Here is a 22,835-nt window from a genome sequence, read left to right as displayed (position 1 = left end):
GGAAATGCCTAGCCCTGGTACGCCGGGTAATCCGTGTAGCCAATGGCGCCTTCTGCGTAGAAGGTGGACGGGTCCGGCTCGTTTAGCGGGAGGCTTTCCTTCCAGCGCCGGGCGAGGTCCGGGTTGGCGATCGCGGGGCGGCCCACCACAACGGCGTCCGCGTGGCCCTCGGCCACCAGGGTCACAGCTTCTTCCTTGGTGGTGATCACGCCGAAGCCGCTGTTGACCAGGAACGGGCCGCCGAAGCGTTCGCGGAGGTCCTGGACCAGTTCGCCGGTGGGATCGTGGTGCAGGATGCTCAGGTATGCCAGGTTGAGCGGCGCAATGCTGTCCACGAGGACCTCATAGGTGGCACGGACATCAGCTGCGTCTGTTTCGGAGATGCCCTGGACGTTGTGCTCGGGGGAAATGCGCAGGCCCACCCGGTTGGCGCCGAGGGCAGCCACCACGGCGTTGACGGTTTCGATGACGAAGCGGGCACGGTTCTCGGGCGATCCGCCGTAGCTGTCAGTGCGGACGTTGGAGTTGGGGGCGAGGAACTCGTGCAGGAGGTAGCCGTTGGCCGAGTGCAGTTCCACGCCGTCGAACCCTGCCTCGATGGCGTTCAGCGAGGCGTTGACGAATTCCTGGATGACCATGGGGAGTTCATCGGTGGTGAGGGCGTGCGGCACCGGGTAGGGCTTCTTGCCTTCGGGCGTGCGGACCACACCGTCGATGGCTACGGCGCTGGGGGCAACGATTTCCAGGCCCCCAGCGACGTCCGAATGGGAAACCCGGCCGCTGTGCATGATCTGGGCGAACATGTGGCCGCCCTCGGCGTGCACCGCGTCGGTAACCTTCTTCCAGCCGGCAACCTGCTCCTCGGTGACGATTCCCGGCTGGCCGGGGTATGCCTGGCCGGCGGGAGCGGGGTAGGTGCCCTCGCTGACGATGAGGCCAAGGGATGCGCGCTGGCGGTAGTGTTCGGCCAGGAGCGGGCCCGGGATGCCTTTTTCGCCCGCACGGAGGCGGGTCAGGGGCGCCATGACCAGGCGGTTGGGAAGTTCGAGCTCGCCGAGGGTGAGGGGGGAAAACAGCATGCGCAGTTCCTTTCGAAGGCTGGAGACGTACTGTCTATGCCAACTGTGAGGCGCGTGCAACTATTCCTGATGGAACGGGTATCACATTGGCGCCGGCGTCTTATTCCGCAGCGGGGTTCAGCGCGGTGCCCCGCCGCCCGGGCAGCCTTGGCCCTGAGGGTTGGCATTGCAGTCGTCGGCGTAGTTGCGGGTAAGCGAGCGCCAGACGCTGATCCCCTGCGGTGGAGCGCTGAATTGGCCTTGTCCCGGGATAGGCAGCGGTGGCCCGGAATTCACCGAGTACGTGCCTTGGAACGACGTTGTCAGTACCACCTGGAAGTCGCCGGTCGCGGCGTAGGCATGGCTGGTGCGGGTCTTCTCTCCCCAGCGGTCCTGCGGAAGGGGACCTCCCATTGACGGCTGGGGGCCGAAAACAGTCCCGTCACCGTAGTTCCAGGTGTACTGGACGGGTGTTGCCACGACGTGGACCTGCTGGCCGAACATGGTGATGTCGAACTGCTGCTCAGCAGCCTCCGCGTAGAAGTTGGTTTCGGCGCCGCGCAGGGTGTTGGGGCTCGGCTGAGCCACGACGCTCCCGGCATTCACGGGCAGGTTCTGAAACTGCCGCTGAATGTCCGCGGCGATCCGGGGCAGGAGGTCCTCGGGTTTGGCGTCGTACAGGCAGGTGGGACCCGAATGGTGCGCCCAGACCGCACCAGGTACACCTCGGGGCCGCGACAGCCACATAACGGGAATGCCCTTGGCACCGTCCTCCCGGTCCTTGCAGTCGAGCTGGCGGCCAAGGCACGGGGTGTCGAAGTCGCCGCCGCCGAGGTGGCACTGCAACTCGTACTTGTACTCGTTGGGGTCAGTCACAACCGCGCCTGGCTCTGCGCGCACTAACTTTCCAGTGTCAGCGTCCTTTGTCCACTGATCAGCTCCAACAGTCAGCCCTCTGTCCTCATAACCAACCGAGACTTCTGCAAAGGCGACTGCAGGTGTGAGGAGGACGATGATGAGAGCCGCACACAGAATTTTGAGTCCGGAGGCTTTCATGTGTTTTACCGAATCAAGCCGAGGTCAGTCATTTTCCAGCCCGATGCACCAAAGGTGACTCCTGCTCGGCTACCGGTGTTGGTAGCAGGTGTCGGTTTCTGGAGCAGAGTTCCGTCCGCGTTTCTAATTTCAATTGTTGATTGGATTACTTGAACCACTGCGTAGGGCTCGGTTCCGGGTTCAACCGTTGCAGTAACAGCGGGGGTCTCGATCTTGCCCCCTGATATCCAGCGCCCCCCGCTCCAAGCTTCGGATATGCCATCCTTCAACCCGTTGCAGAATACGCATCCTGGACCACTGATTTGAATAAAAGCTTCCGTATTTCCTGTTTCGTAGGCAAAACTCAGGTTCTCGTACCAGAAGCGCACAAAGGCTTCCGCGCCTTCCTTCGTCTCCGTCTTCGCGACTTCCGGGAGCACAGGGACCGGAACGTTCTGGGCGGGGCCGGATGCGTCGGCCGGCTTGTAGACGGCGCTCGGCGTTGGGGTTTGGGTGGCGGGGGCGCTTGGCGTGGCGCTCTCTGATGCCGCCGGGGATGCTGTGCCTGGATCTGCGGGTGACGAGCCCGCGCAGCCGGCCAGCAGGAGTGAGCCCGCGACCAGAAGAGCTCCCGCGCTGGACCGCTGCGGTCGGGACCAAAAAGCGCGCGACGTAAATAGGTTCTGTAGTGTCATGGGCCGCTATTCCCCCAGTAGTTTCAAGACGGCTTGCTCCGAACAGTGACTTAAGGGTAGCCCAGGTCACAATGTGGCGCTAAGACTTATCCACAGGCCACCGCGAACGGTTTTACCACCGGCCCGCCCCGCAAAAAAGTCATAAAGGAAGCCGGCGCCCAAGGGCACCGGCTTCCTTCTGGAGAATCTCGGTAAAGAAGTCTCGCTATTTCGTGGCGGGCAGGACCAATTCCCCTGTCTTGTCGGTGGACAAGGCGAGCGACGACACGTACTGCGGGCCGCCGTCGGGCGCGTCCTGTGCTGAGCGCACCATGTCCGGCCGCTCGAATTCCATCCCGGTCACGTGGCAAAGGAGCTTGGCGTCGCTGGGATTGCCGTCGGCGTCGAACATGGGCAGGTCGATCCCGTCGTCCGTACGCCGCAGGTAATACCGTCCGCGGGTCAGAGTCGCCAGGACCGGCGGAAGGATCAACGCCAGGCCCACCGCGAAGATGGGCGAGTACGGCTGGATGGCCGTACCAAACGCACCAAAAAACACTGCAATGGAAACACCGGCTGAGGCCAGCATGGAGACGAATCCCACCGGGTTCACGGCGTACAGCATGCCGCGGCGGAACTCCGGCACCTTGGGCGAGATCTTGAGCAGGTACTTGTTGATGGCGATGTCGGACGCAACCGTGACCACCCAGGCCATGGCGCAGTTGGCGTAGCACCCGAGGATGGTGTTCAGGAAATCGAACATGTTCGCTTCCATCAGCACCAGGGCGATCAGGAGGTTCACCACCACGAACACCATCCGGCCCGGGTAAGTCTTGGAGATCCGGGTGAAGGAGTTGGTCCAGGCCAGCGAGCCGGAGTAGGCGTTGGTGACGTTGATCTTGATCTGGGAGATGACCACCAGCACTACCGCCAGGGTCATGGCCAGCCAGGCCGGCATCATCTCCTGGTACACGCCCAGGAACTGGTGAACCGGCTCGTTGGCGGTGGCTGAGGCGGCGGGATCGAGCGTCGCTATGAGATAGATGGCGATGAACATGCCCACGGTCTGCTTGATGGCACCGAAGATCACCCAACCCGGGCCGGCCAGGATGACAGCCCGCCACCAGGCGCCCCGGTTGGCGTCCGTACGCGGCGGCATGAACCGGAGGTAGTCGATCTGCTCCGCGATCTGCGCCATCAGGGACAGGCACACCCCGGCCGCCAGCATGACGGACGCCAGGTTGGGGCCGCCGTCACCGGTTGCACCCGTGTAGGCGAAGAAACTGTCGATGCTTTCCGGGTGGGAGACCAGCAGGTACCCCACCGGCACCACCATCAGCAGCAGCCAGAGCGGGGTGGTCCACACCTGCAGCTTGGCAAGGGTGTTCATCCCGTAAATCACCAGCGGAATGATGATGAGCGTGGACGCCGCGTAGCCCATCCACTGCGGAATACCGAGCCCCAGCTCCAGGCCCTGGGCCATGATGGAGCCTTCCAGCGCGAAGAAAATGAAGGTGAACGTCGCAAAGATGACGTTGGTGACCACGGACCCGTAGTACCCGAAACCGGAGCCCCGGGTGATCAGGTCCAGGTCGACGTTGTAGCGGGCAGCGTAGTACGCCAACGGGAATCCGGTGGCGAAGATGACCACTGCAGCCACCACAATCCCCAGGATGGCGTTGACGGTGCCGTACGAAATACCGATATTGGCGCCGATCGAGAAGTCGGCAAGGTACGCGATACCGCCCAGCGCGCTGGTGGCCACCACCCCGGCGCTCCACTTGCGGTAGGACCGCGGCGCGAACCGCAGCGTGTAGTCTTCCAGGCTTTCCTTGGTGGCATTGAGGGCGGCAGTGTTGCCCGCCGTCGTGGTTGCCGGAGGATGTCCGACGACGGCGGGCCCAGTGGGTGCCGCCGGTTCCAGCAGTTGCTGGGTATCCAGGTCCTGGCTCATATACCTGTCACTTTCGATGGGAGGGGTACGTCTCGAAGCGAGGCTATCCAGCCCAAACGACAGGGCGGTCACAATACTGTTTCCACGGCGTTAAGTATTGACCGAAGGTGTCAACAAAGTCGGTGTTCCGGTTTTGTGGGCTGTCAACAAAAATCGTTGCCGCGCATCGAACTAGCGTCGGAAAGGACATGACGGCGAGCCGAAGGACGGCAATGACGAATTCCCCTCCCCTGCAGGACCACTCCATCCTGGAAACGGCCAGGCGGCAGGTCCTGGAGCAGGGCACCGGCCTCGCCCGGGAACAACTGCTGGACGTCCTCCGCCTTCCTGACGAGGCACTCCCGGCACTCCTGGAACTGGCCCACCAGGTCAGGCTGCGGCATTGCGGCGAGGAGGTGGAAGTGGAAGGCATCATCTCCATCAAAACCGGCGGCTGCCCCGAGGACTGCCACTTCTGCAGCCAGTCAGGGCTGTTCGATTCCCCGGTCCGCGGCGTATGGCTGGACATCGCGGAACTGGTCAAGGCCGCCAAGGAAACCGCAGCCACGGGCGCAACGGAGTTCTGCATCGTGGCTGCCGTCCGCGGTCCCGACATCAAACTCATGAACCAGGTCAAGTTCGCCATCGACCGCATCAAGCAGGAGGTGGACATCAATATCGCCTGCTCCCTGGGCATGCTGACCCGGAGGCAGGTGGACCAGCTGGCCGGCTGGGGCGTCCACCGGTACAACCATAACCTGGAAACCGCCCGCAGCTTCTTCCCCCAGGTGGTCACCACCCACACCTACGAGGAGCGGCTGGAAACCTGCGCCATGGTCAAGGACGCCGGCATGGAACTGTGCTGCGGGGCGTTGATCGGCATGGGCGAAACCGTGGAGCAGCGTGCCGAACTCGCCGCGCAACTGGCCGCGCTGGAACCACACGAGGTTCCGCTGAACTTCCTCAACCCCCGGCCGGGCACACCACTGCAGGAACAGCAGGTCATGGACGGGAAGGACGCCCTGCGCGCGATTGCGGCGTTCCGGCTCGCCATGCCCGCCACCGTGCTGCGCTACGCCGGCGGGCGCGAACTCACACTCGGTGATCTCGGCACCCGCGACGGCCTGCTGGGCGGCATCAACGCCGTCATCGTCGGCAACTACCTGACCACCCTGGGCCGCCCGGCCACCGCCGACCTCAACCTCCTGGTGGACCTGAACATGCCCATCAAGGAATTGCAGGAAACCTTATGAACACCGAGGACCTGCTGCCCCCGCCTGAGACGCCGTACTGCGAGCTCTGCGGACTTCCGCTGCAGCCCCTTTCCCTTCACGGGGACGCGCCCAAGCAGGAGAAGGACGACGGCGGCGACGCACCGCCGTCGTTCCATCACGCCAGGTGCGCGGACCTTCTCCAATTGGAGCCGCCGCGCTTCTGCGCGTCGTGCGGCCGCAGGCTCAGGGTCCAGGTTTCCCCGCTGGGCTGGTGGGCCAGCTGCTCCCGGCACGGACTCCATGCTTCGTAAAGGGGACTCCGGACTCTGGTGCGTTTCCACCCGGACGAGAACAATGGCGGCATGATGTTTGAACATGCGGACGGCAATCCCGTCCTGGAACTCGACGACGAGCAGTCCTGGCGGCTTCTAGCGGCCACGCAACATGGCCGGCTGGTGGTCTCTGTTGCGGGCGAACCCGACATTTTTCCGGTGAATTACGTGACGTCGAACCGTAAAGTCTATCTCCGCACGGCGCCCGGGAACAAATTGGCGCAATTGACCATCAACGCCCGGGTCCTTTTTGAGACCGACGGCATCCTGTCCGCCGAAGCCTGGTCCGTGGTGCTGCGGGGCACGGCGCGGGTGCTGAGCAACTCGGACGAGCTGGCCGCCATTGAAGAGCTCGGCCTGAAGACCTGGGTTCCCACGCTCAAGGACTTCTACGTGGAAATCACCCCCACCTCGGTCAGCGGCAGGCACTTCGAGTTCGGCGAACAGCCTGAACGGGAGATCTAGGCACTCCTAGACTGGAAGAATGCCGGGCACCTCCAGCGCAGCCGAACCCACCGCGGACAAGCTCTCCCCAGAGCGGCGCAGCTGGAACATGTCCAGGATCCGGGGCAAGGACACCAAACCGGAGTTGCTGGTGCGCCGGCTCCTGCACGCCAGGGGCTACAGGTACCGCCTGCACGGCACATCCGGCGGCACCAAGCTGCCGGGCAACCCGGACCTGGTCTTCGCCGGACGCCATAAAGTGATCTTCGTCCACGGCTGCTTCTGGCATTTCCATGACTGCCGGGTGGGTCAACATGCGCCCAAGGCCAATGCGGACTTCTGGGAGGCAAAACGCACCCGCACCCGTGAACGCGATGCCGATCAACTGCGCCAACTGGAAAACGCCGGCTGGAAGGTGCTTACCGTCTGGGAATGCGAAATGAAGGACCGCTCAGCCTTGGAAACCCACCTGCGCAGCTTCCTCGACCCCAGCCCATAGCCACGGAATCTTGAGCCAATCTTTAGATCTTTCCGCCATTGTCCTTGACCCAGCCAGGGCACGATGGACGGGTTGCAGCGATCCGGCCGCAACCCGCCCAACGAATCGAAGAAGTATTCCTGTCCCCTAGCTCCGCCGCGCCAACAGCGCTGACTTGAACGCGGCGGCCGACGACGCACTGCTGTTGATGCGCCAGTCGGTTTCCTTCTGCATATCGAACCAGACAAAGCCCATGACGTCAGCCTGAGCGGCCAGGTAGGACACCAGGTCCGTGTTCCATGTCGCCTTGGAACCGCCCAGTTCGCTGGCCGCTGTCTCGGCAATCAGGACCGGCTTACCGGGGGCCAGTGCCCGCAGCTGGGAGATGCCCGGGGCAAAGAGGTCCACGGGTGAGACCCAGCTGCTCCACGTCTGGGAGGTGCCCCAGTTGTAGCCGTCCAAGGCCACGATGTCGACGTAGCCGGGGCCCGGGTACAACCCTGCCAGGGCCGTGGAACCCGTGTAGGGCACGTTGGGCGACCACACCCACTGGACGTTGACGGCACCCGTGGCGGCGACGACGTCGTGCACGTGCCGCCAGGCAGCCACGTAGTCGCCTGCTTGGTTCCCATTGACGCCCTCCGCCCAGGGGTACCAGTTGCCGTTCATTTCATGGGCGAAACGCAACATGACGGGTTTGCCCCACGCAGCGATCGCCTGCCCCCACTGGGTGATGGTGCTGTCGAAGTCGCCGGCAGCCACCCGGTCCAGAGCGTAAGCAGGCTGGTTCACGCCACCGCCCCATGCCCAGGGTTCCCACGTGACCAGCGGGGTGGCACCCCGTGAGCGGGCGGCGTCCATCTCGGCCACCGGCGGCGATTGCAGGAAATCCTTGTAGATCATCAGGATGGAAGGAACCTCCCCGGCAACGGTGGTGACCTCATCCAGTTCGGTACTGGCCAGAGGGCCCCCGGGATTGGCAACACCGAAGCGCAGGGCCGCGCTGCTGACGGTCGGGGCTGGGGCCGGTGCCGCCTGAACCACGAACATCGCCGACGCCTTCACGGATGACGTCTTGGCGGTGACGGTAATGCTTCCGGTGGACGCCGCAGGAATGGTGATGCCGGTGCTGAAGGTCCCGGTGGCGGTGGTCTGGAAGGAGAAGGTCGCCGAACCCACAATCACGGTGCCCGTGGTGGAGGTTCTGAACCCGCTGCCGGCAACAGTGACGGCGGATCCGGCCGGACCGGACGTCGGGTTGAGCGTGATTTGAGGCGTGGTGGCCGCGCTGGCCGGCTGGATCACGGACAACGCCAATCCGGAGGCCACCAACAAAGCCAGGACAAAGGTCTTCAGTGAACGAAACACGGCAATCTATCCCCAGATTTGAAGGCGGCCAGGCCGCTGATGTGGTAGCGCGGAAAGCACTGGCTTGATGATAGGGCCAAAAACCGCAATCTCATCAAGAAACCCGCAATAAATTTTCCAACCACGGATGCGGTACGGGAACAGACCTAACCTGAACAAATACCGGTTCCCACGCTTAACCGCCTGGTTCCAGAGTCCGCAATTTCAGCCGAAAGGAGTGTCATGAGCACGTCAGATGAGGCACCCAGACCGCTGGTGGACCCATCGGTCCTGGACCGGCTGCGGGAAGAGCTCGAGGAGGAAGAGGGCTACGGCCGGGTCTTCGTGGCGAACTTCATCGACTACCTCCCGGAGCGGCTGGACAAGCTGCGGCTCGCCCTGACCACCGGCGATCTGGAGGGATCCATGGACGCGGTCCTCAGCCTGAAGACCGCCAGCCAAATGGTTGGCGCTGAACGCCTGGCAGGAATGGCCCAGGACCTCGAAGCCGAAATCCGGGCCGACGCGCGGCACGCCGACATGTCGGTTGCGTTACCGCGTCTGGCGGCGACGTTCCTGCGGCCCATCACCCAGTGCAGCAGGCAGACCATCCACCGGTTGCAGGCTCAGTGTTGTCCGGGCGCCAGCCGGTAGCCAACGCCGCGGACGGTCTGCAGCCACCGCGGCCGCTGCGGCGAGTCGCCCAGCTTTTTGCGCAGGTTTCCCATGTGGACTTCCACCGAACGTTCGTCAGCCTCGCTGATGTAGCTTCCGACGTCGTAATCCTCGTCCCGGAGCCTGCGCACAAGGTCGGACTTGGTCCGCACCGTCCGGCCGGCCTCAAGGAGCGCGTACAGCAGCTCGAATTCGGTGCGGGTCAGGTTCATTTCCCTGCCGTCAACGGTCACGGTACGGGATGCGTAACTCAGCTCAAGGCCGTTGTGGCTGAAGTTTCCGCGCTCCGGGTGGGCGGCGCCGTCTGCCGACGGGTCCTCCAGGACCTCTCCGGGCTCGGGGACGGACCGTGGGCGCCGCATCATGGCCGCGACCCGGGCACGAAGCTCCCGGGGCCGGAACGGCTTGGTGAGGTAGTCGTCCGCACCTGATTCGAGCCCGATCAACGTATCCAGTTCCTCGGTACGCGCCGTCAGCATCACGATATAGGCGTCCGAAAACTCCCGAATCTGCCGCGAAACTTCAAAGCCGTCAATGTCCGGCAGGCCCAAATCCAGCGTAATAACGTCAGGATTCAGGCTCTTGGCCATCAGGACGCCCTCAGCGCCGCCACTGGCGACGGTAACGTCAAATCCAGCCTGGGTCAGCACAGTGCGAACCAGTTCCCGAATGTCATGGTCATCTTCGATGACCAGACCCACACGTGCCTCACTCATAGAGCCCCCTCAGTGCCAACGTCAGAAGTATAGCTGGCTGCGGATATCCTGCTGGTATGGTCTCGAACACCCCGACATCTGCGTCGACCGAACAATGAGCAACCCCACGGCCTGGTCATCGGGCCGGCTGCGGTTCTTCAAGCGGCCCTTCCATGAATACCGGCTCACGGACCGGGTGGCCCTGAGCCAGATGCCGTTGTTCGTGACCACGCTCCTCACGGCCTTCCTGGTGTGGGCTTTCTTCCCGGACACCATGGGCAATCCCCTGTTCGTTACGTTCCTCATCTCCCAGCTGGCCCTGATGGCGCTCTGCTACACCGTCCCGTGGGACCGGTTGCCCTACACCAGTTTCCTGGCCATCCCGGTGCTGGACTTCATCTCCATCAGCGCAGGCCGCGAGGGCGGCCAGGAAAGCCTTACCGGCATCAGCCTGCTGGCCGTGTTCCCGGTCATCTGGCTCTGCGCTTCCGGGTACTACCCCAAGGCGGCCCTGTGGTTCTCTTTCCTGGGTCCGCTGGCCATCATCTGGGTGCCGCTGCTCCTGAAGGGCAACTCCACCCCGCAGGACTTCGCCCGGTCCCTCCTGCTGCCCGTCATGATGCTGGGGATCGGCGTATCCGTGAGCGTGCTGACCCTGAGCATGATGCGCCAGCAGAAGCAGCTGGAGGACAAAGATGAGCAGCTCCGGGCCAGCCTGCGCACCAGTAAGCGCCAGGAGTCGCTGCTGAACACCGTCCTGGATACCGTGCACCTGGGTGTGCTGGCGGTGGACGCCGACGGCCACGACGTGCTGATGAACCTGAAGCAGCGGGCCAACCACGAGCTGGCCCGGCCAAAGAACATTGCGGACCCCAACGAGTCCCAGCTCCTGGTCTTCGGCCCGGACCGGAAGACCCTGATCCCGGTGGAGGACCGTCCGGTCCGCCGCGCCGTCCTGGGCGAAACCTTCACCGACTACCTGGTGTGGCTGGGTGAAGGAAGCGAACAACGTGCCCTCGTGACCACGGCGCGCGCCATGAAGGACGCCGACGGCCGCTTCGCCGGCTCCGTGATCGTCTTCAGCGACGTCACGGACCTGGTGAACGCCCTCGCCGCCAAGGACGACTTCGTCTCCAGCGTCTCGCACGAGTTCCGCACTCCGCTGACGTCCATCCTGGGGTACGTCGAAATCCTGCTCGCCGACGAACCGGACCAGTCGCAGCGCGAGATGCTGGAGATCATCCACCGCAATTCCGAGCGGCTCCTGACCCTTGTCTCGGACCTGCTGTCCAGCCGGAACGGCCAGCTGATCGTCACGCCCCACACCGTGGACGTGGCTGAGCTGGTGCAAAGCAGTGTGTCCTCGGCGATGCCGCGGGCTGCCGCGGCCGGCGTGGAACTGCGAGCCGAAACTCCGCCGCAGCTCGAGGCCCACGTGGACAGCGCACGGATCTCCCAGGTGCTGGACAACCTGGTGTCCAACGCCATCAAGTACTCCCCCGACGGCGGCGAGGTAGTGGTCTCGCTCGCGCAGGAGGACGGACACCTGGCCTGCCGGGTGTCGGACACGGGTATGGGCATGAGCCCGGAAGATGCGTCGGAGGTCTTCGCCAAATTCTTCCGCACCAGCAACGTCCGGCGCACCGCCATTCCCGGGGTGGGGCTTGGCCTGCCCATCAGCAAGGCGATCGTGGAGGCCCACGGCGGGAGCATCGACGTCGACAGCACGCTTGGCAAGGGGACGACATTTACGTTCCGGGTGCCCGTCTAGTCCCCAACCGCACCTCACCCGCAAAGCTCAGCCAGGGAACGCTGCGGGCGTGGTCCCGGCCCGGACGACTTCGCCCCAGGACAGCCGCGCAAGCTCCTGGATCGAGCCCAGGATGTCCGACGGCGGCCGGCTGAGGTCCAGCGGAAACTCCACAATGTCGATGTCCGTGTTGAGGATGCGGCGGAGTTTCATCTCGCCTTTGCCGGCGTAGACCAGCCACGCGGTGGGCACGGCGAGCGCGGTGCAGTGAGCCAGCATTTGGTAGTGGTCGGCAGTCAAGGATGCGCCGGCATCCGACGCCGCCCGGTACTTGGCGTTGTAGGCCACCACCGGGCGTCCACCCAGCATGTGGACGGCGTCCGGGCGGACGGACAAACGGTCAGAATCGCGCACGGCCTCGCTGAGGAGGGCGTTGTAGCGCAGCCGCAGCTCCCCCGGGTAGGCGGCCATCGCGGAGCGCAGCGCGGTACCCACGAAGTCTTCGAACACCTGGGCCATGTCCACCACGAACGACGCTGTCCGGTGACTGCCCTCGCCGGCCTCCGCGGATGCATTGCGCAGGATCAGCTCAGCCAGGCGCAGCACGGCGTGGTAGCGCAGGTTCATCCGGGTGGGTGTCCACGGGGGCACCGGGCTGCCGGCCGGAAGGCGGGCAACGGCGTCGAGCTTTCCCTTCAGCTGGCGCAGCCTGCCAAGCACTTCCGGCCGCACGCCCGGTACCTGTCCCATCCGTTCCAGGGCCGCGCGGAGAATCCTGTTTTCGGCGATGTCCTCGGTGAACTCGTCGTAGGAGACCTCCAGGGGGACCAGCATGCCGGGGCGGCGGGAAATCTGGTCCGATATCCGGATCCGGCCCTTGACGGTCCTCAAGGATTCTTCAACGGTGAGGTAGCCCTGCAGGACGCCGCGGCCCAGCGCGCGCTCGGCCAATTGCGCCAAGGATTCCGCCAGCGCGCTCCACAATTCCCGTTCCTCGTCGGCGGCCACCGCATCCTGGCGGAAGCCCTGCTCCCCCGCGTAGCTGAGCAGGAACAGGAGCCTGCCCAGTCCCAGCCGGTCCTTGGGCCGGACGTCGAGCTGCACCGTTGAGGTCCGCACGGAACCCACCTTGCCTACCGGCTCGATCCGGTACAACCCCATGCCCATGGGCGACGCCTTGGCCAGGCCGCTGGCGTTCAGGAAGGCAGCGCTTGGCGCGTCCAGCCGTTCCACCATGCCGCCGGACAGCTCGTCCAGGACCAGGTGCCGCACGGACACCCGGGGGTCAGCGCGCTGCAATGCGTCCCAGCAGCTGGTCCAGCCCGAACCGCTCCTCCAGCTGAGCCCTGGTCAGCTGGCCGTGGTAGTGCTCCTCCAGCAGCGGAATCAGCTCGTATTTCCAGATCCGGCGCAGCCCGGCCGGAGTCTGGGCCGCCGGTTTCATGAAGTAGGACGGCCCGATCATCAGGTCCCGGTCCCACTCGTCAATGGCGCCATTGAGCGCATCCAGCAACAGCGCCGGGGTGGTATCCAACTGCCGGGCCTGCAGGAACCGGAGCAGGGATCCCTTCACCGGTTCCGTCTGCGGATGCAGCTCGATGAAGGAAAAACGGCGCCGGATGGCGGCGTCCATCATGGCGATGGACCGGTCCGCGGTGTTCATGGTGCCGATGATGTACAGGTTGTCCGGCAGCGTAAAGGGTTCGTTGGGGCTGTACTGCAGGTAGATCCGGTCATCGCGGTATTCCAGCAGGAAGTACAGCTCGCCGAACACCTTGGCCAGGTTGGCGCGGTTCATCTCGTCGATGATCAGGAAGTACGGCTTCTTCTCGTTGCCGGGTTTGGCGGCTTCTTCCGCCAGCCGGCGCAGGGGTCCGGCCACGAGTTTGAACGACACCTGGCCGTCGTCCGTTTTGTCCGGCCGGTAGCCCTCGAAGAAATCCTCGTAGGCATAGGACGGGTGGAACTGGACCAGTTTGACCCGTTCGTCCGTGGTGTCATCCGCCAGCTCCGCGGCGAGGTGCTTGGCCAGGTAGGTCTTGCCCGTGCCGGGGGGACCATAGAGGACCAGCTGGCGGTTTTCTTCCAGCAGCTCCGCGATCTCCTGGAGCGGTTCCAGTTCCATGTGCAGGGACGCGGCGAACTCGGGCGTCAGCGGGCGGAAGCCTTCCTGGACAGGAGGGACGACGGCGGCGCCGTCCGTGTCGGCGTCGGGCTCGGTTTCCGCCTCCGCGGGCAGCAGTGCCTGCAGCGCCTGCACCACCCTGGTGGCGTCCACCACGATGCCGGGGGTGCTGAGCTGGCGCTGGACGTGGCGGGGAAGGCTGGTGGTGGTGTGGCCGTCGTCGAACCAGCGCACCTTGCGCCGCAGCCGGCGGTTGTCGTCGTTGTACTCCGGCTCCCCCAGCACACCGCCCAGCCGCACCGTGCCGGCGTGCTGATAGAGCACCAGGTCGCCGGGCTTCATGACGGTGAGGAAAGCCAGGGCAGCGGTCTTGGTGTCCTCGCGCTCCACGTAGCCAAGGTGCTTGTAGTCCTCGTCCACGGCGTGTTGGACCACGCCGGCGCTGACACCAGGCTCCAGCGGACGGAGATGTTCGACGTCGAGGGTCACCTTCTCCTCGGCGTGCCAGGCTGTGAGCAGCTCCGGGTGGTCGCCGTGGGTCCGGAGCAACCAGGCCCGCCGTCCGGGATCGCCGACTTTGCGCCACTGGCTGACCAGCTGCCGGGAGTACCAGTCGATGCGCTGGCCCGCCTGCTCGTCGAGGTGCAAGCGGATGCGGTGGATGTCCGCGGTGATGTCCTCTTCGGTGTCACCGTTGGCACCGCCCACGAGGGAGGCGAACGCGTCACGGATTTCCTGACGTTCCACATCCGCCACCACGGGCTCGAAGTAGCCGGGCCACGCCAGGAATTCGATGCTGCGGCGGATGGCGGGCTGGTCATCGGGGGTGGAAGCTGCGAGGCGGTGGAATTGCAGCGGATCCTTGATGGCGGCCTGCACCACGGCGGCAGGCCGCTGCGCGACGTTCCGGACGAACCGGCAAAGCCACTTGAGGTGGTCCCAGATGGTCCAGTTGAATTCTGCGGTCCGGTCGCGGATCACGCCGTGGTCCGTCATGCCCGCGTAGAGCTCTTCGGGAAGCTCCAGCGGCGGCTCCAGCCAGCCCGCGGCCTCGGCCACGCGGGCGCGCTTGACCTTGAGGGACTTTACTTCGTGGGCCAGCGGAAGGGACTGCAGGAAGAGCAGTTCCACCGCCAGTTGCTTGGCTCCACGGGTGGCGCCGTCCAGGTTCTCGCGCAGGTTGGTCATCATCGGGGCCTTGGCGTCCGGGATGCCCCGTTCCAGGCGGTCCAGAAGTTCCGAGGCAGCCGCGACAGACCACGTCCGGGTGCGCCCGTCCAGCGGCGACGCCTTTCCCTGCAGACCCGGGCCCAGTACGAACCACGCTGCGTCCTCTATCTCCTTGGAGATGCCGAGGGCGCGGGTCATGGCAACAGTGGCGGTGGGGGTCATGCCCTCAAATTTACAGGGTCAAGCTGGGCGGCCGCTCCATGCAGCGTGGCTGCTGCCCCGCATACCGGGCTAGGACCCGGTGGCGGACCGCTTCCGGCCAAAAACGAAATACCCCATGGGCCCGACGAAATTGACGAAGGACGCAGCCCGCCACGCGGCCTTCGGCCCGTTGATAAGCTCGGCGGGCCGGCGGGAGATATCCCGCTGGGCGGCAATGAGCAGGGACACCTGCACGATCGCCGTCAGGATGGTGCCGGCCTTGCCGGAAGGCGACATTTCCTTCCAGGTCTTCTTCTTCCGCGCGGCACGGTTCTTGTTACTGGCCATCGGGTTTCCTTCCGCTGTTCGTTGTAGGTCAAGTCCAGTAGGTCCGCGCCGCCTTGTACAGGGGCTTAGTGCCTGTAGGGGGCCATCCGGTCCTTTTGTTCCTGGGTGAGTCTCAGTACCCGGCCGGAGGCTTCATCAACGAACGCCAGGTGGCTGCTGGCTTTCACGCAGTCCTCCCTGCTGACGGGGTCCTGGAGCACGTAGTGGATGTCAAAGCTGGCGCCCTTGAGGGCGCCGATCCATACCTGCACCACCGCCGGGACGTTTCGGTACTCCAGTGTCCTGACATAGCGGATCTTGTGCTCCACCACCAGGGCCAGGGTTCCGGCGGGCAGGTCGTTGAAAAGGGACACGTGCGGCTCGATGCCCGGCAGGCCGGTGCCGTGGGGCGGTCCGAACGCCGCGATCCTCGCCTCCTCCAGCATTCGCACGATCTGGACGTTGTTGACGTGGCCGTAGGCGTCCATGTCACCCCACCGCATGGGCACCAGGACTTCGATCCGGCCGCCCCCGTGCGCGCTCAGCTGTGCACCGCCGTCGAATCGTCCACCGGCATTTCGCCTGCGTCCGCACCGGCAAACTGGGACATGTACAGGCGGTGGTACGCGCCACCGGCTGCCAACAGGACCTGATGGTTGCCCTGCTCCACGATTCGTCCGTTCTCCATGACCAGGATGGTATCCGCATCGCGGATGGTGGAGAGCCGGTGCGCGATCACGAAGCTGGTGCGGTCGCTGCGCAGCGCCGCCATGGCCTTCTGCACCAGCAGTTCCGTGCGGGTGTCCACGGAGCTGGTGGCCTCATCCAGGATCAGCAACGAAGGATTGGCCACGAAGGCGCGGGCGATGGTGATCAGTTGCTTTTCGCCGGCGCTGACGTTGTTGCCCTCTTCATCAATCACGGTCTCGTAGCCCTCGGGGAGCGCACGGACGAAGCGGTCCACGAAGGTGGCCTTCGCTGCCGCCATGACCTGCTCTTCGGAGGCTTCGAGGTTGCCGTACCGGATGTTGTCGTAGATGGTGCCGCCAAACAGCCAGGCGTCCTGGAGCACCATGCCCACCTTGGAGCGCAGCTCCGAGCGGCTGAGATGGGTTACGTCCACGCCGTCGAGCATGATGGAGCCCGAGTTGAGCTCGTAGAAGCGCATCACCAGGTTCACCAGGGTGGTCTTGCCTGCTCCCGTGGGACCCACAATAGCGACGGTATTTCCAGGCTCGGCGGTGAAGGACAGGTCCTCGATCAGCGGCTTGTCGGGGGTGTAACTGAAGGTGACGTTCTTGAAGTCCACGTGCCCGTCGGTCTTGGCGGGCAGATGCTCGGTGGCGGTTTCCGCTTCCTCTTCGCTGGCGTCCAGGAATTCGAAGACGCGCTCGGAGGACGCCACGCCCGACTGGAGCATGTTGGCCATGCCGGCCATTTGCCCCAGCGGCTGGGTGAACTCCCGGGAGTACTGGATGAAGGCGGTCGCATCGCCCAGGGACATGGCACCGGAGGCCACCCGCAAGCCGCCCACCACGGCGATGCCCACGTAACTGAGGTAGGACACGAACTGCATGACCGGGAAGATGATCCCGGAAACGAACTGCGCCCCGAAGCTGGCCTTGTAGAGTGCCTCGTTGCGTTCCTCGAACCGCTCCAGCATGTCCGCGTCCCGGCCAAACACCCGGACGAGGTCGTGCCCGGAGAAGGATTCCTCGATCTGGCCGTTCAGGGTGCCGGTGTTCTTCCACTGTGCCGCAAAGAGTTTCTGGCTTCGGACCCCGATCATGCCCGCGGCCACGCCGGACAGCGGGAGCGCGATCAGGGCGATCAGGGCCAGCTGCCAGGACACGATGAACATCATGATCACGATGCCCACCACGGTCAGCACCGAGTTGACCAGTTGGGCAAAGGCCTGCTGGAGTGCCTGCTGGATGTTGTCGACGTCGTTGGTTACCCGGGACAGGACGTCCCCGCGTTGCCTTGTGTCGAAGTAGTTCAGCGGAAGGCGGTTCAGTTTGCCCTCGGTATCGTCGCGCAGCCGCCGGATGACCTTCATGACAATGCGGTTCAGCACGTACCCCTGCAGCCACATGAAGATGTTGGCCACGAAGTACATGACCAGGACCACGGCGATCAGCGTGGTGAGCTTGTCGAAGTTGATGCCGGTGCCGGGCACCAGTTCCATCCGGGAGACCATGTCCGCGAAGTTGTCCTGGCCCTGCTGGCGCAGGCCGGCGACGAACTGCTCCTTGCTGGCCCCTGCGGGCAGCTGCTTGCCCACCACCCCGGCGAAGATGACGTCCATGGCCTGGCCCAGGATCTTGGGGGCGATGACGTTGAGGACCACGGAGACCACCACCAGGCCCACCACGGCGTAGATGCCAGCCGCCTCGGGCTTCAGCAGCCCCATGAGCCGTTTGGCCGAGGGCCAGAAGTGTTCGGCCTTCTTGGCGGGCATGGCACCGAACATGCCGCCGTCCGCTTCGGTGGGCGTGAACTCCTCCTCGACAAAGTCCTCTTCCCCGGGCTGCGGGGCAGGCAGTGACCCGGCGTTGGCCGCGGACTGCGCGGCCGGCAGGGTTTCGTCCACCGGACCCGAGTCCTTCTTGCATGCGCTCATGCCACTTCCTCCACGCTCAGCTGCGATTCGACGATTTCCTGGTACGTCGGCGAGGTTTCCAGGAGTTCCTCATGGGTGCCCCGGTCCACGATCCGGCCGTTGTCCAACACCAGGATTTGATCGGCGTCGGTAATGGTGGAGATCCGCTGGGCCACGATGATGACGGTGGCGTCCGAGGTGGTGCCCTTGAGGGCGGCCCGGAGCCGGGCGTCCGTGGCCACGTCCAGGGCAGAGAAGGAGTCGTCGAAGAGGTAGACCCGCGGTTTTGTCACCAGCGCACGGGCAATGCAGAGGCGTTGGCGCTGGCCGCCGGATACGTTGGTTCCGCCTTGCGCGATCCGCGCATCCAACCCGTTCTTCTTCTCCCGGACAAAGGATTCTCCCTGGGCGACGCGGAGTGCTTCCCACAGCTCCTGGTCCGTGGCTTCGGCCTTGCCGAACCGGAGGTTGTGCTCGATGGTGCCCGAGAAAAGGTAGGGACGCTGCGGCACCAGGGCTACGCGTTTGGTGATCTCGGCACGGTCCATGCGGTCCACCGGTACGCCGTCCAGCAGCACCTGGCCGTCCACAGGGTCATACAGCCTCGGGAGCAGGCACAGGAGGGAGGTCTTGCCGGCACCCGTGGAACCGATGATGGCGACGGTCTGCCCGGGCCTGGCCGTGAAGCTGACGTTGCTGAGCACCGGGGACTCGGCTCCCGGGTAGGCGAAGGTGACGTTGCGGTACTCCACCACGCCGGCCAGGGTGGCCGGGGCCTGGGGGCTGCGGGGATCGTGGATGGAGGGTTCCACCCCGAGCACTTCGCCGATGCGGTCCGCGCAGACGGAGGCACGCGGGATCATCATGGCCATGAAGGTGCCCATCATGACGGCCATCAGGATCTGCAGCAGGTACTGCAGGAACGCCGTCAGCGATCCAACCTGCATGGCCCCGGCGTCCACCCGCTGGCCGCCAAACCAGAGCACGGCGGCGGTGGACAGGTGGAGGATCATGCTGATGGCCGGGAACATCAGGACGAAGAGTGCCCCGATCCGAAGCGACACGTCTGTGAGTTCCTTGTTGGCGCCGCCGAAACGCTCCGTTTCGAACGGTTCGCGCACGAATGCCCGAACCACCCGGATGCCGATGATTTGCTCGCGCAGCACGGCATTGATCCGGTCGATCTTCCGCTGCATGGTGCGGAACAGCGGCATGAGCCGGACCACGAGGTACCCCACCACCACCGCCAGCAGCGGGACCGACACCCAGACGAGCCAGGACAGGTTGAGGTCCTCGCGCAGCGCCATGATGATGCCCCCAATGCACATGATGGGGGTGGCAACCATGAAGTTCAGCCCCATGAGCAGGAGCATCTGCACCTGTTGGACATCGTTGGTGCCGCGCGTGATCAGGGTGGGGGCTCCGAAGCCGTTGACGTCCTTGGCAGAGAAGCTGGTGACCTTCCGGAACACCGCGCGGCGCAGGTCCCGGCCGACGGCCATGGCTGTGCGGGACCCGAAATACACGCCGGCAATGGCTGCACCGACCTGGGCGAAGGCCACCAGCAGCATCATGGCACCGGTACGCCAAATGAAATCGGTGTCCCCGCGTGCCACCCCCTCATCGATGATCTGCGCATTCAGGCTGGGAAGGTAAAGCGCGGCGATAGTGGATGCGAGTTGGAAAACGACGACAGCCAGGATGTACGGCGAATACGGTTTGGAGTAGCGCCGAATGAGGGTCAGGAGCATGGTTTCACTCTAGCCATCCTCACCGACATTGACGCCGGGCCCGAGCTCTTTTCTGCCCGGGATGTGATTCCCCGAAGCACGTGGAAATGCCGCAGCCCGCATCCGGAGGAATTTCCGGGTGCGGGCTGCGGCATTGGGACCGCGGGCACCGGGCCGGTGCCCGGCCCGAAGGGGACGGCCTACTGTCCCTGCACGGGCTCCGAACCGTCTGCGGAAGACGGCGCGGGGGCGGCGGCACTGTGCTTGCCGTGGCCTGCAAGGTACAGCGCCGCCGCAGCCTGCAGCTTGCGTTCCTTCAGGAGCTTGCGCTGGACCCTGCTGAGCTCTGCGGCCGTGGCTGCCTGCTTGGCTGCAACGTCGCGCTGGGAGCGCAGCTGCTCCTGGACGTCCAGGACCAGGCCGCCCAGTTCAACCTGCTGCCGGGCCAGGAGCTGCTGGGTTTCCTGCAGCTTCCGGAGCGTATCAGCGGCACTGGCCACCGCGTCCGCAGCCTTGTCGACACTGTCGGCGGTCCGGAGGTCCAGCCCCTCGGAGCGGAAACTCCTGGCAAAGACTTCCTCGAAGTCCTCCGTGGCAACCCTGCCGGACGCAGCTGCTGCGGCGGCAGCACCGCCGTCGTACGTCTTGGCCGGGGCAGCTCCGGACACGGCATGCGCCAAACTCCGTGCCGCTGTTCCGGGCCCCGCGGGAACGTCACGGTCCGGCGCTGCGGCCGGCACTACGGGCAGCTGCCCGGTCATGGCGGTCATCCCGGCTTCGCCGGCGGCATTGGCCTGCAGCGTGGACTCGGGGGTGATGTCAACGGTCTTGCGCAGCGGCACCTCCTTGATGAAGATCACGGCGATGAGCGCAACCACGCTCACGATGGCGGAAATCATGAAGATGCCGGCCGTGGCGTCACCGTAAGCAGCGCGCATGACGTCTGCGATCGGCGCGGGCAGGTCCTTCAGGTCCATCGTGGCGCCCCCGCCCCCGGAGGCCTGGATGCCAAGCTTCGAGAGCCCGTCGGTGGCAAGATCCTTGACGTGGTTGCCCAGTACGGCACCCAGCACGGAAACGCCGATGGCACCGCCCACCGAGCGGAAGAAGGCAACGGAGGCGCTGGCGGAGCCGATGTCCTGGGCACGGACGGTGTTCTGGACGGCGAGCACCAGGTTCTGCATCAACATGCCAAGCCCGACGCCGAAGACGGCGGTGAACAGCCCGGTGAGCCAGAGTTCGGTGGTGTGGTCCATGGTTCCGGCGAGCCCCAGACCGGCGATCAGCATCACGGTGCCGCCGATCAGGAAGCGCTTCCACTTGCCATAGCGGCTGATGAGCTGGCCCGATACCACCGAGCCAACCAGGTTGCCGGCGATCATGGGCAGCGTGAGCAGGCCGGCCTCGGTGGGCGTGGCGCCGCGGGCCACCTGGTAGTACTGGCCCAGGAAGGTGGAGGAACCGAACATGGCCACGCCAACGGCAACGGACGCAATGATGGCAAGGGCGGTGGTGCGCTCGGAGATGATCTTGAGCGGGATGATCGGCTGGGACACCTTGGATTCAACCAGGACCAGCAGTGCCAGCAGCAGGACGCCGCCGCCCACCATGACGGCAGACTGCCAGGACCACCAGTCGTAGTAGTCCGGGTTGCCGGCGAACGAAACCCAGATCAGGAGCAGGCTCACGCCGGAGGTCAGCAGGATGGCACCGAGCCAGTCGATCTTGGCGGGGCGCTTGACGTGCGGGATCTTCAGCGTGACCTGGAGCAGGATCAGGGCGACGACGGCGAGCGGCACGCAGACGAAGAACGTCCAGCGCCAGCCCAGCGAGCTGTCAACGATGAAGCCGCCCAGCAGCGGGCCGCCGGCGGTGCCGACTGCCATGACGGCACCCATGTAGCCGGAGTACTTGCCGCGTTCACGCGGCGGGATGATGGAGCCGATGATGGCCTGCGCCAGGGCAGTGAGGCCACCCATGGCGATGCCCTGGATCACGCGCGCGGTGAGCAGGAACGGGATGCTTTCGGAGAAGCCTGCCATGACCGAGCCGGCAACGAAGATCACGATGCTCAGCTGGACCAGGACCTTCTTGTCGAAGAGGTCGGCCAGCTTGCCCCAGATGGGGGTGGTGGCAGCGTTGGCCAGCAGGGCGGCCGTGATGACCCAGGCGAAGTCGGTCTGGGTGCCCTTGAGCTCGGACATGATGGTGGGCAGCGCGTTTGCCACGATGGTGCTGCTGAGGATGGCGGTGAAGAACGCGGCAAGGAGGCCGGTAAGGGCTTCCATGATCTGCCGGTGGTTCATGGGCGCGCCGGGTTCGTGGCGCTTGGATTGCCGCGATTCCTGTCTCGCGGAGCGCTGGCGCTGGCGCTCCTGCTCCTGGTCCGCGGCGGCGGTGACGTTGGCCATTTAGTTGACTCCTGCGTGTTCGTTGATTGTTCCGGCCGCCCTTGCCCGGATGGAATTCTTCAAGAATGCCGTCAGCTTGCTCAGCATCGCGGCGGTTGCAACGGCGTCGTCCTCGTTCCAGTCGGCGAGGTAGCCCTGCAGGGTTTCTGCCCGGTGGCGCACCAGCTCCGCGAGCTTTTCCTTCCCCCTGGGTGAGAGGGCCAGCAGCTGGGCCCTCCCGTCGTCGGGGTCCTGGGTGCGATCCACCAGGCCGGCGTCCGCCAGTTCAGCGATGTGCCGGCTGAGTACCGGAGCGCTGACCCCCAGACGTTCGGCGAGGTGCGCTGCGCGGGTTTCCCCTTCGCCGATGAACTTGAGCACGCCTTGGAGTGCGATGCCCGTGTCCTGACCTTTGACGTTGACCATGCTGACGCAGCGCAGTGCGCGCTGGAGGTCATAGATATGGCTGACGAGGTCGGCTGCGGTGGCCGGTGCGACAGACATGATCCTCCCTAAAGAATTAGTTGCTGCAAGCAACTGTACCAGAAAAAGGTTGCTTAGGGAAACGAAGTTATTGCGTGGATGCCTGTTAAATGGAATCGCTCCCCCGCGCAGCCGTTGCCGGCACGTGAGGGAGCGTTCTTGCAGAGGACTG

At 64.9% G+C, this 22,835-nt stretch carries 20 protein-coding genes; 6 read left to right on the top strand and 14 right to left on the bottom strand.

Going from position 1 to position 22,835, the window contains the following annotated elements:
- Window positions 1-8: 8 nt before the first annotated feature.
- The 4 genes from QRN53_RS14340 to QRN53_RS14325 all read right to left on the bottom strand — a co-directional run bounded on the left by QRN53_RS14340 (window position 9) and on the right by QRN53_RS14325 (window position 4,721).
- Window positions 9-1,079, bottom strand: coding sequence for an alkene reductase (locus tag QRN53_RS14340; RefSeq protein ID WP_285244502.1), 1,071 nt, complete (start codon window positions 1,077-1,079; stop codon window positions 9-11).
- Between the two features lie 117 nt (window positions 1,080-1,196).
- On the bottom strand, window positions 1,197-1,934 hold the full coding sequence (locus QRN53_RS14335; protein WP_285244501.1) for a hypothetical protein: 738 nt from the start codon (window positions 1,932-1,934) through the stop codon (window positions 1,197-1,199).
- A gap of 185 nt (window positions 1,935-2,119) precedes the next feature.
- Entirely contained in the window at window positions 2,120-2,788 is a 669-nt protein-coding gene (locus QRN53_RS14330; protein WP_285244500.1) for a DUF6318 family protein, read from the bottom strand.
- A gap of 205 nt (window positions 2,789-2,993) precedes the next feature.
- Complete coding sequence (locus QRN53_RS14325; protein ID WP_285244499.1) at window positions 2,994-4,721, bottom strand: purine-cytosine permease family protein; 1,728 nt, start codon at window positions 4,719-4,721, stop codon at window positions 2,994-2,996.
- Window positions 4,722-4,933: 212 nt separating this feature from the next.
- On the opposite strand from QRN53_RS14325, the gene bioB reads away from it, so the two are divergent.
- From bioB to QRN53_RS14305, 4 genes are read left to right on the top strand one after another with little or no spacing between them, the layout of a single operon-like run.
- The gene (gene bioB, locus QRN53_RS14320) at window positions 4,934-5,953 is read left to right on the top strand and encodes a biotin synthase BioB (protein WP_285244498.1); all 1,020 of its coding nucleotides are present in this window, start codon (window positions 4,934-4,936) and stop codon (window positions 5,951-5,953) included.
- Window positions 5,950-6,225 (top strand): biotin synthase auxiliary protein BsaP, encoded by a 276-nt coding sequence (gene bsaP, locus QRN53_RS14315; RefSeq protein ID WP_285244497.1) that lies wholly within the window; start codon window positions 5,950-5,952, stop codon window positions 6,223-6,225. The genes bioB and bsaP overlap by 4 nt, the downstream gene beginning before the upstream one ends.
- 51 nt (window positions 6,226-6,276) lie before the next feature.
- Complete coding sequence (locus tag QRN53_RS14310) at window positions 6,277-6,711, top strand: pyridoxamine 5'-phosphate oxidase family protein (protein WP_285244496.1); 435 nt, start codon at window positions 6,277-6,279, stop codon at window positions 6,709-6,711.
- A 19-nt stretch (window positions 6,712-6,730) separates the two neighbouring features.
- Entirely contained in the window at window positions 6,731-7,189 is a 459-nt protein-coding gene (locus tag QRN53_RS14305; protein WP_285244495.1) for a very short patch repair endonuclease, read from the top strand.
- Between the two features lie 126 nt (window positions 7,190-7,315).
- On the opposite strand, the gene QRN53_RS14300 is transcribed toward QRN53_RS14305, so the two are convergent.
- Window positions 7,316-8,536 carry a glycosyl hydrolase gene (locus QRN53_RS14300; protein ID WP_285244494.1) on the bottom strand — a complete coding sequence of 407 codons (1,221 nt, stop codon included), beginning with the start codon at window positions 8,534-8,536 and terminating at the stop codon, window positions 7,316-7,318.
- A 222-nt stretch (window positions 8,537-8,758) separates the two neighbouring features.
- Here QRN53_RS14300 and QRN53_RS14295 point away from each other — a divergent pair, with 222 nt between their 5' ends.
- Complete coding sequence (locus QRN53_RS14295) at window positions 8,759-9,169, top strand: Hpt domain-containing protein (protein ID WP_285244493.1); 411 nt, start codon at window positions 8,759-8,761, stop codon at window positions 9,167-9,169.
- On the opposite strand, the gene QRN53_RS14290 is transcribed toward QRN53_RS14295, so the two are convergent.
- Window positions 9,142-9,906 (bottom strand): response regulator transcription factor, encoded by a 765-nt coding sequence (locus QRN53_RS14290; RefSeq protein WP_285244492.1) that lies wholly within the window; start codon window positions 9,904-9,906, stop codon window positions 9,142-9,144. The genes QRN53_RS14295 and QRN53_RS14290 overlap by 28 nt on opposite strands.
- A 94-nt stretch (window positions 9,907-10,000) precedes the next feature.
- On the opposite strand from QRN53_RS14290, the gene QRN53_RS14285 reads away from it, so the two are divergent.
- Window positions 10,001-11,656, top strand: coding sequence for a sensor histidine kinase (locus QRN53_RS14285; protein ID WP_285244491.1), 1,656 nt, complete (start codon window positions 10,001-10,003; stop codon window positions 11,654-11,656).
- Between the two features lie 27 nt (window positions 11,657-11,683).
- Here QRN53_RS14285 and QRN53_RS14280 read toward each other — a convergent pair whose 3' ends face one another.
- The 8 genes from QRN53_RS14280 to QRN53_RS14245 all read right to left on the bottom strand — a co-directional run bounded on the left by QRN53_RS14280 (window position 11,684) and on the right by QRN53_RS14245 (window position 22,684).
- Window positions 11,684-12,934, bottom strand: a complete 1,251-nt coding sequence (locus QRN53_RS14280) for a 5-methylcytosine restriction system specificity protein McrC (protein WP_285244490.1) — start codon at window positions 12,932-12,934, stop codon at window positions 11,684-11,686.
- Window positions 12,921-15,152 (bottom strand): McrB family protein, encoded by a 2,232-nt coding sequence (locus QRN53_RS14275; RefSeq protein WP_285244489.1) that lies wholly within the window; start codon window positions 15,150-15,152, stop codon window positions 12,921-12,923. Before QRN53_RS14275 ends, QRN53_RS14280 begins: the two co-directional genes overlap by 14 nt.
- Before the next feature lie 69 nt (window positions 15,153-15,221).
- Complete coding sequence (locus tag QRN53_RS14270; RefSeq protein ID WP_285244488.1) at window positions 15,222-15,479, bottom strand: PLD nuclease N-terminal domain-containing protein; 258 nt, start codon at window positions 15,477-15,479, stop codon at window positions 15,222-15,224.
- Window positions 15,480-15,544: 65 nt separating this feature from the next.
- A complete protein-coding gene (locus QRN53_RS14265; protein WP_285244487.1) occupies window positions 15,545-15,961 on the bottom strand; it encodes an acyl-CoA thioesterase in 417 nt (138 codons plus the stop codon).
- 38 nt (window positions 15,962-15,999) lie between these two features.
- Window positions 16,000-17,931 carry an ABC transporter ATP-binding protein gene (locus QRN53_RS14260; RefSeq protein WP_285244521.1) on the bottom strand — a complete coding sequence of 644 codons (1,932 nt, stop codon included), beginning with the start codon at window positions 17,929-17,931 and terminating at the stop codon, window positions 16,000-16,002.
- A 146-nt stretch (window positions 17,932-18,077) separates the two neighbouring features.
- Window positions 18,078-19,811, bottom strand: coding sequence for an ABC transporter ATP-binding protein (locus tag QRN53_RS14255; RefSeq protein WP_285244486.1), 1,734 nt, complete (start codon window positions 19,809-19,811; stop codon window positions 18,078-18,080).
- Window positions 19,812-19,990: 179 nt separating this feature from the next.
- Window positions 19,991-22,201, bottom strand: coding sequence for an MDR family MFS transporter (locus QRN53_RS14250; protein ID WP_285244485.1), 2,211 nt, complete (start codon window positions 22,199-22,201; stop codon window positions 19,991-19,993).
- The gene (locus tag QRN53_RS14245; RefSeq protein ID WP_285244484.1) at window positions 22,202-22,684 is read right to left on the bottom strand and encodes a MarR family winged helix-turn-helix transcriptional regulator; all 483 of its coding nucleotides are present in this window, start codon (window positions 22,682-22,684) and stop codon (window positions 22,202-22,204) included.
- Window positions 22,685-22,835 lie beyond the last annotated feature (151 nt).

The sequence above is a fragment of the Pseudarthrobacter sp. fls2-241-R2A-127 genome (genome assembly GCF_030209355.1).
In the GTDB taxonomy this organism is placed as follows: domain Bacteria; phylum Actinomycetota; class Actinomycetes; order Actinomycetales; family Micrococcaceae; genus Arthrobacter.
Note: the sequence above shows the minus strand (reverse complement) of the source record. Positions and strands in the feature narration are given on the sequence as shown.